Source organism: Kitasatospora sp. NPDC056273, assembly GCF_042268845.1.
Lineage (GTDB): Bacteria > Actinomycetota > Actinomycetes > Streptomycetales > Streptomycetaceae > Kitasatospora.
In genome coordinates, this window is record NZ_JBHJSJ010000014.1 from 41,448 (window position 1) to 47,916 (window position 6,469).

Annotated in this window: 6 protein-coding genes; 4 read left to right on the top strand and 2 right to left on the bottom strand. The window is 73.1% G+C overall.

What is annotated here, in order from left to right:
- The first annotated feature begins 19 nt into the window (after positions 1-19).
- Positions 20-1,198, top strand: coding sequence for a galactose-1-phosphate uridylyltransferase (gene galT / locus ACFCY1_RS15170; protein ID WP_375874830.1), 1,179 nt, complete (start codon positions 20-22; stop codon positions 1,196-1,198).
- Complete coding sequence (gene galK / locus ACFCY1_RS15175) at positions 1,195-2,322, top strand: galactokinase (protein WP_375874831.1); 1,128 nt, start codon at positions 1,195-1,197, stop codon at positions 2,320-2,322. The genes galT and galK overlap by 4 nt, the downstream gene beginning before the upstream one ends.
- 28 nt (positions 2,323-2,350) lie before the next feature.
- On the opposite strand, the gene ACFCY1_RS15180 is transcribed toward galK, so the two are convergent.
- Positions 2,351-3,013 (bottom strand): NADPH-dependent F420 reductase, encoded by a 663-nt coding sequence (locus tag ACFCY1_RS15180; RefSeq protein ID WP_375874832.1) that lies wholly within the window; start codon positions 3,011-3,013, stop codon positions 2,351-2,353.
- Between the two features lie 195 nt (positions 3,014-3,208).
- On the opposite strand from ACFCY1_RS15180, the gene ACFCY1_RS15185 reads away from it, so the two are divergent.
- Positions 3,209-3,997, top strand: coding sequence for an SDR family NAD(P)-dependent oxidoreductase (locus ACFCY1_RS15185; RefSeq protein ID WP_375874833.1), 789 nt, complete (start codon positions 3,209-3,211; stop codon positions 3,995-3,997).
- A gap of 68 nt (positions 3,998-4,065) precedes the next feature.
- Complete coding sequence (locus tag ACFCY1_RS15190; protein WP_241852881.1) at positions 4,066-4,905, top strand: helix-turn-helix domain-containing protein; 840 nt, start codon at positions 4,066-4,068, stop codon at positions 4,903-4,905.
- Here the strand turns inward: ACFCY1_RS15190 and ACFCY1_RS15195 are convergent.
- The coding region (locus ACFCY1_RS15195; protein ID WP_375874834.1) for a tetratricopeptide repeat protein at positions 4,833-6,469 on the bottom strand (1,637 nt) is incomplete at its 5' end. The genes ACFCY1_RS15190 and ACFCY1_RS15195 overlap by 73 nt on opposite strands.

A 6,469-nucleotide genomic window follows, 5' to 3' on the forward strand; every position in this document is an offset into this window, starting at 1 on the left:
GCTCAGAGGAAGAAGGGCCATGCCCGGGACGTCCCTGACCCAGCCCACCGTCAGGACCGTGACCGCCCTCGCGGACGGTCGGCAACTGATCTACTACGACAGCGGCGCGGCCTGCGCCGGCGACGCCGCCTGCGACGGCGGTACGGCCTGCGCTGGTGGCACGGCCTGCGACGGCGGCACGGCCGCCCGCCGCGGCGCCGTGGACGAGCGGCCGCTCGACCCGCAGACCCCCGGCTCCGAGGTCCGGCTCGACCCGGCCACCGGCGACTGGGTCACCATCGCGGCCCACCGCCAGGCGCGCACCTACCAGCCGCCGCCCGAGGAGTGCCCGCTCTGCCCGTCCCGGGACGGGCGGCACAGCGAGATCCCGGCCGCGGACTACCAGGTGGCCGTCTTCGAGAACCGCTTCCCCTCGCTGGCCGGCCCGCCCGCGGAGCCCGTCCGGGCCGCCGAGGGCCTGTGGACCAGCGGCCCCGGCGCCGGGCGCTGCGAGGTGGTCTGCTTCACCGCCGACCATGAGGCCTCCTTCGCCGACCTCACCCCCGAGCGGGCCCGGCTGGTCCTGGACGCCTGGACCGACCGCACCGCCGAACTCTCCGCCCTGCCCGGCGTGCGGCAGGTCTACTGCTTCGAGAACCGGGGCGCCGAGATCGGCGTCACCCTCGCCCACCCGCACGGCCAGATCTACGCCCTGCCCTTCACCGCGCCGCGCACCGCCCGGATGGCCGCCCGCGCCGCCGACCACCGCGCCACCGCCGGCCGCAACCTCTTCGACGACCTGCTCGCCGCCGAACGCGCCCACGGCGAGCGCGTCGTCCTCGCCGGGACGCACTGGACGGCCTTCGTCCCCTTCGCCGCCCGCTGGCCGTACGAGGTGCACCTGTACCCGCACCGCCGGGTGCCCGACCTGACCGCGCTGGACGCCGACCAGCGGGACGAATTCCCCACCCTCTACCTGGAGTTGCTGCGCCGCTTCGACCGGCTCTTCGGCACCGGCCGCACCCCGTACATCTCCGCCTGGCACCAGGCCCCCGCCGGACAGCGGGACGAACTCGCCCTGCACCTGGAGCTGTTCACCATCCGCCGCACCGCCGACAAGCTCAAGTACCTGGCCGGGGTGGAGTCCGGCATGGACGCCTTCGTCAACGACGTCACCCCCGAGCACGCGGCCCGCCGGCTGCGGGAGGCCACCGCATGAACGACTTCGCGCAGCTGTACGGCCGTCCGTTCGAGGGGGAGTGGGCCGCCCCCGGCCGGGTGAACCTGATCGGCGAACACACCGACTACAACCTCGGGTTCGTCCTCCCGATCGCCCTGCCGCAGACCGTCCGCGCCCAGGCCGCCCGCAGCGGGGACGGACAGCTGCGGCTCTGGTCCGCGCAGGGCCGGGAACTCGTCGCGCTCCCGGTCGACGACCTCGCGCCGGGCTCCGTGCCCGGCTGGGCCGGCTACCCGGCCGGGGTGGTCTGGGCGCTGCGCGAGGCCGGGTACCCGGTCGGCGGGGCGGACCTCCGGCTGGACAGCGACGTGCCCAGCGGCGCCGGGCTGTCCTCCTCCGCCGCACTGGAGTGCGCCGTCGCCACGGCCTACAACGACCTGTACGGGCTGGGCCTTTCGGCCGCCGAACTGGCGGTGCTCGCACAGCGGGCCGAGAACGCCTTCGTCGGCGTGCCCTGCGGGATCATGGACCAGATGGCCTCGATGTGCTGCCGCCCCGGGGCCGCGCTGTTCCTGGACAGCCGGGATCTGACGATGCGTCAGGTGCCCGTCGACCTGGCGGGAGCGGGCCTGGCCCTGCTGGTCCTGGACACCCGGGTGAAGCACGACCTCGGCGACGGCGCCTACGCCGCGCTGCGGGCCGGCTGCGAACGGGCCGCCGCCCTGCTCGGGCTGCCCGCGCTGCGCTCGCTCCAGCCGTCCGGGCTGGCCGACGCGCTCGCCCAACTCCCTTCGGAGCTGGTTCCGTTGGTGCGGCACGTGGTCACCGAGAACGCCCGGGTGGAGGCCGCCGTCGCCCGTCTGGACGCCGGCGACCCCGCCGCGCTCGGCCCGATCCTCACCGCCGGACACGCCTCGCTGCGCGACGACTACCGGGTCTCCTGCCCGGAGACCGACCTCGCCGTCGAGGCCGCCGTGGCCGCCGGCGCCCACGGCGCGCGGATGACCGGCGGCGGCTTCGGTGGCTCGGTCATCGCCCTGGTGGACGCGGACGCGGCCGGACACGTCGCCGCCGAGGTCACCGCCGCGTTCCGCGCGGCCGGGTACGCGGAGCCGCGCACCCTCACCGCCGTCCCGGCGGAGGGGGCGCGCCGGCTCCGCTGAGCTGCCGGCTCCGCCTCCTTCGGCGGGGTCAGGCCTTGTGGGCCGCCGGGCGCTCCGGAGACGCCTCCGCGAGCGCCCGGGTGACCGCCTCGACACCGGCGCGCAGCCCGTAGACCGGGGTGGCCGGCTGCTGGCGCCAGGACTCGTCGATGCCGCCCGCGTCCACGGTGTCGAAGCCCAACTCGTCGACCAGCGTCCGGACCACCCGCTTGGCCGCCTCGTCGTCCGAGGCGACCGGCACGGCCAGCCGCTCCGGGTCGCCCGCCGGGCGCGGACGCTCCAGCAGGTCCTGGGCGTAGGTGCCGTTGAACACCTTCACCACCCGGTGCCCGATGTGCTGCTCCGTCCACCGGCTCTCGGTGAGCCCGCCGTCCTCGATCGCGTCGATCCGGCCGTCGCGCTCCTTCGGGTAGTAGTTGCCGGTGTCGATCACCGCGACGCCCTCGGCGGCGCCGTCCAGCAGCCCGGCGGGCAGGTCCGGCACGTTCTTCAGCGGCACCGTCACCACCACCACCTGTGCCCCGCGGGCGGCCTCGGGGACCGTCACCGCCGTCGCCCCGGTCTCGTCGACCAGCGCCTTGAGCGTCTCCGGGCCGCGGGAGTTCGCCACCGCCACCTCATGTCCGAGCGCGGTCAGCCGCCGCGTCAGGTTGCCGCCGATGTTGCCCGCGCCGATGATGCCGATCTTCATGGGAAGTCCTTCTTCGCGAGTGCCGTAGTGGACCGTCGCCTTGGCCCAACCACCCGGTGATCGCTCCGATTCCCGGTCGGGAGGGCGGTTTTCCGGAGCCGTTCTCCAGAGGTGAATCCCGGAGGGTGGTCCTCCGGGACCCACGGTCGGAACGGGCCTGGTGCCGCCCCGGCGCCGGTCCCGAGGGTGGACGCCATGAACAACATCTCCTCCGCCCCCACCGCCCCCACCGCCCCCGCCGTCCTCGTCACCGGCGGCACCAGCGGCATGGGCTTCGCCACCGCCCGCCACCTCCTCGGCACCGGCGCCCGGGTCGTCATCACCGGCCGCGACGAGGACCGGCTCGCCCGCGCCGCGGCCCGCCTCGACGCCGGCGACCGGCTGCTCACCGTCCGCGCCGACGCCTCCGTACCCGCCGACCTCGCCCGGCTGGCCGACACCGTGGGTGAGCGGTACGGCCGCCTCGACGGGGTCTTCGCCAACGCGGGCGTGGCCGGCTTCCAACCGGTCGGCGAGGTGGCGGAGGCCGAGTTCGACCGGATCGTCGCCACCAACCTCAAGGGCGTGTTCTTCACCGTCCAGCACGCCCTGCCGCTGCTGGACGCCGCCGGCGGCGGATCGGTCGTCCTCAACGCCTCCTGGACCCCGCACCGCGGCCTGCCCGGCGCCGCCGTCTACGCCGCCAGCAAGGCCGCCGTCCTCAGCCTCGCCCGCACCCTCGCCAGCGAACTGGCCGGGCGCGGCATCCGGGTCAACTCGGTCAGCCCCGGCTACATCGTCACCGAGATGTTCCACGCGGCCGTCCCCGACCCGGCCGACCACGAGCCGATCCGCCGCCACGTCCCGCTCGGCCGGCTGGGCACCGCCGAGGACGTCGCGGAGACGGTCGCCTTCCTGCTCTCCGAGCGCTCCTCGTACATCACCGGTCAGGACGTCGTGATCGACGGCGGGCTCGTCCCGGCGTTCCCGTCGCTGACCGGCTGAGTGCCTCTTCGTGCCTGGTCCTGGCAGGACCAGGCACGGCGGCACCCGTCCGGGTGAGAATCCATGACGTGAACCCGAGCAGCGCCCTGAGCGAATTCCTCCGCACCCGCCGCGCCGGCCTGCGCCCCGAGGACGTCGACCTCCCCGACTACGGCGGCCGCCGCCGCGTCGCCGGACTGCGCCGCGAGGAACTCGCCCACCTCGCCGGCGTCAGCGTCGACTACTACACCCGCCTCGAACAGGGCCGCGTCGGCAACCCGTCCGACGCCGTCCTCGACGCCGTCGCCCGCGCCCTGCGCCTCGCCCCCGACGAGTCCGGCCACCTCCACCGCCTCGCCCGCCCCACGCCCAGGCCGCGCCGCCGCCCCGCCGTCCGCCAGCAGCCGCGCCCCTCCCTGCTGCACCTGCTGGAACAGCTCCACCACACCCCCGCCGTGGTGATGGGCCACCGGATGGACATCCTGGCCTGGAACCGCGCCGCCGTCGCCCTGTTCGGCGACTACGGCGCCCTGCCCGTCGAGGACCGCAACATCGCCCGCATCACCTTCCTCGACCCGGCCTCCCGCGAGCTCTACGCCGACTGGGCGGGCTGCGCACGCGAGAACGTCGCCTTCCTCCACCTCGAAGCCGGCCGCCGCCCCGACGACCCCCTGCTCGCCGAACTGGTCGGCCGACTCTGCCTCGGCAGCGAGGAGTTCCGCCAGATGTGGGCCGACCACCCGGTCGCCGACAAGACCTCCGGCCGGAAGTCCTTCCGCCACCCCCTCGCCGGCACGCTCGACCTCGCCTACGACACGCTGCGGCCCGCCGACGACTCCGGACAGGCGCTGGTCACCTACACCGCCGACCCGGGCTCGGCCTCGGACGACGGGCTGCGGGTGCTGCTGTCGTGGGCGGCGTCGGGCTGAGGATGTTGGGCGACCAGGAGCATGTTCTTCCTCGCCAGCATGGTGTCTGGATGGTCCGGTCCAAGAATACGGTCGAGACCCTCTACTGCCTGGCGGAGCATTGTCGTCGCTTGATCCAGGCGTCCAGCACGCCAATAGACAATGCCAAGGTTATTGCTCGTCATCAGGGTATGGGGATGGCCGGTGCCGAGGACGCGTTGGCGGTCGGCGAGGACCTGTTCCTGGAGCCTGACAGCGTTGTCGATGTGTCCAGTATCCAGATAGCTGGCGGCGAGGTTATTGATCGCCATGAGGGTGTAAGGGTGGTCGGTGCCAAGGACGAATAGGAGGTCGGTAAGAACCTGTTCCTGGAGGCTGATGGCGTCCTCGATGCGTCCGGCGCCGGAGTACGTGGCGGCGAGGTTGTTGCGGGCCAGAACGACGGCGGGGTGGTGAGAGTCGTAGTGGCGCTGGAGGTCGGTAAGAACCTGCTCTTGAAGGCTCATCGCCTCGTCGGTGCGTCCGGCCTCCCAACAGGACTGTGCGAGGTTGCCGCGGGCACTGAGAGTGTCACGGTGATTGATGCCCAGGAATCGCTCGCCTGCGGCAGCGAGATTGCCCCAGTACTCCATGCTTGTGGCGTACAAACCCGCATTGACGAGGCTGGTGCCGCAGCGGAACAGAAGCATGTGAATCCCCTGCGGCCGTTGAATCAGGTTGATGGTCTGGTGTCCGGCGAGCACGTCGGTGTTGGCACGGAGCGTTGCGGCCAGGCCTTGCAGGCCGTAATCCTCACTTGGCCACAGTTCGACCAGGGCATCGGCGAGCGCGAGGCCTGCTTGTGCTGCATCAGGACCGGTATCGAGGGCGGCCCGGGCGGTCAGCGCGTGGAGGGTCACCTCGCGGTTCGGGGTATCCGTCAGAGTGACCAGGCTGTAGTTGTGCAACACCGCGAGCGCGTCCAACGCGTCGTTGGCCGTGACTGGCCTGCCGTGAATAGCACTGAGGTGGTGGAGCACTGCCTCGGTGTTCCACAGTTGTTCCGGATGGCCGGCCGGGTCCAGTAGTGCGGTCAGGTGGAGGACGGGCCCGGCGAGGCCGATCGGTTGCTCCAGCGTGGCCGCGTCCAGGGCCAGGAGTAGCGCCGCCGTCACCGGGCCCCGGTAGCCGTCGGCGCCGGTGCGGGCTGGGAGGACGGCGTCCAGATTGCGCGATCGGTCGCGGAAGAGTTCGAGGTAACGGCCGCAGCTGCGGCGGGTGTTGACCATGTAGGCGGCGGCGTGGGCCAGAGCGAGCGGCAGGTGGCCCAGTTCCTCGGCCAGCTCCTCCGCATGCGCGTCGAGGAATCGGGTGCACTTCGCCCGCTCCAGCCGCTCACCCAGGTAGGCGGCCGACTCGGCGGGGGAGTAGGTGCTGACGTCGATGAGCGTCCGGTCGCCGCCGGTGCTGGCGGCGCCCCGGTGGCGGGTGGTGGCGATGACCCGGCCCCGTCCGCCCCGGCTGGTGACGGGCCACAGCTGTTCGGGGGTGTGCTCGGTGGTGTTGTCGAGGACGATCAGCCAGCCGCGCTCGGTGGCGGCGAGGT

Excerpts from the sequence above, each read along its gene's own strand:
- galK (WP_375874831.1), top strand. The coding sequence starts at position 1,195 with ATGAACGACTTCGCGCAGCTGTACGGCCGTCCGTTCGAGGGGGAGTGG.
- galT (WP_375874830.1), top strand. The coding sequence starts at position 20 with ATGCCCGGGACGTCCCTGACCCAGCCCACCGTCAGGACCGTGACCGCC.
- ACFCY1_RS15180 (WP_375874832.1), bottom strand. The coding sequence starts at position 3,013 with ATGAAGATCGGCATCATCGGCGCGGGCAACATCGGCGGCAACCTGACG.
- ACFCY1_RS15185 (WP_375874833.1), top strand. The coding sequence starts at position 3,209 with ATGAACAACATCTCCTCCGCCCCCACCGCCCCCACCGCCCCCGCCGTC.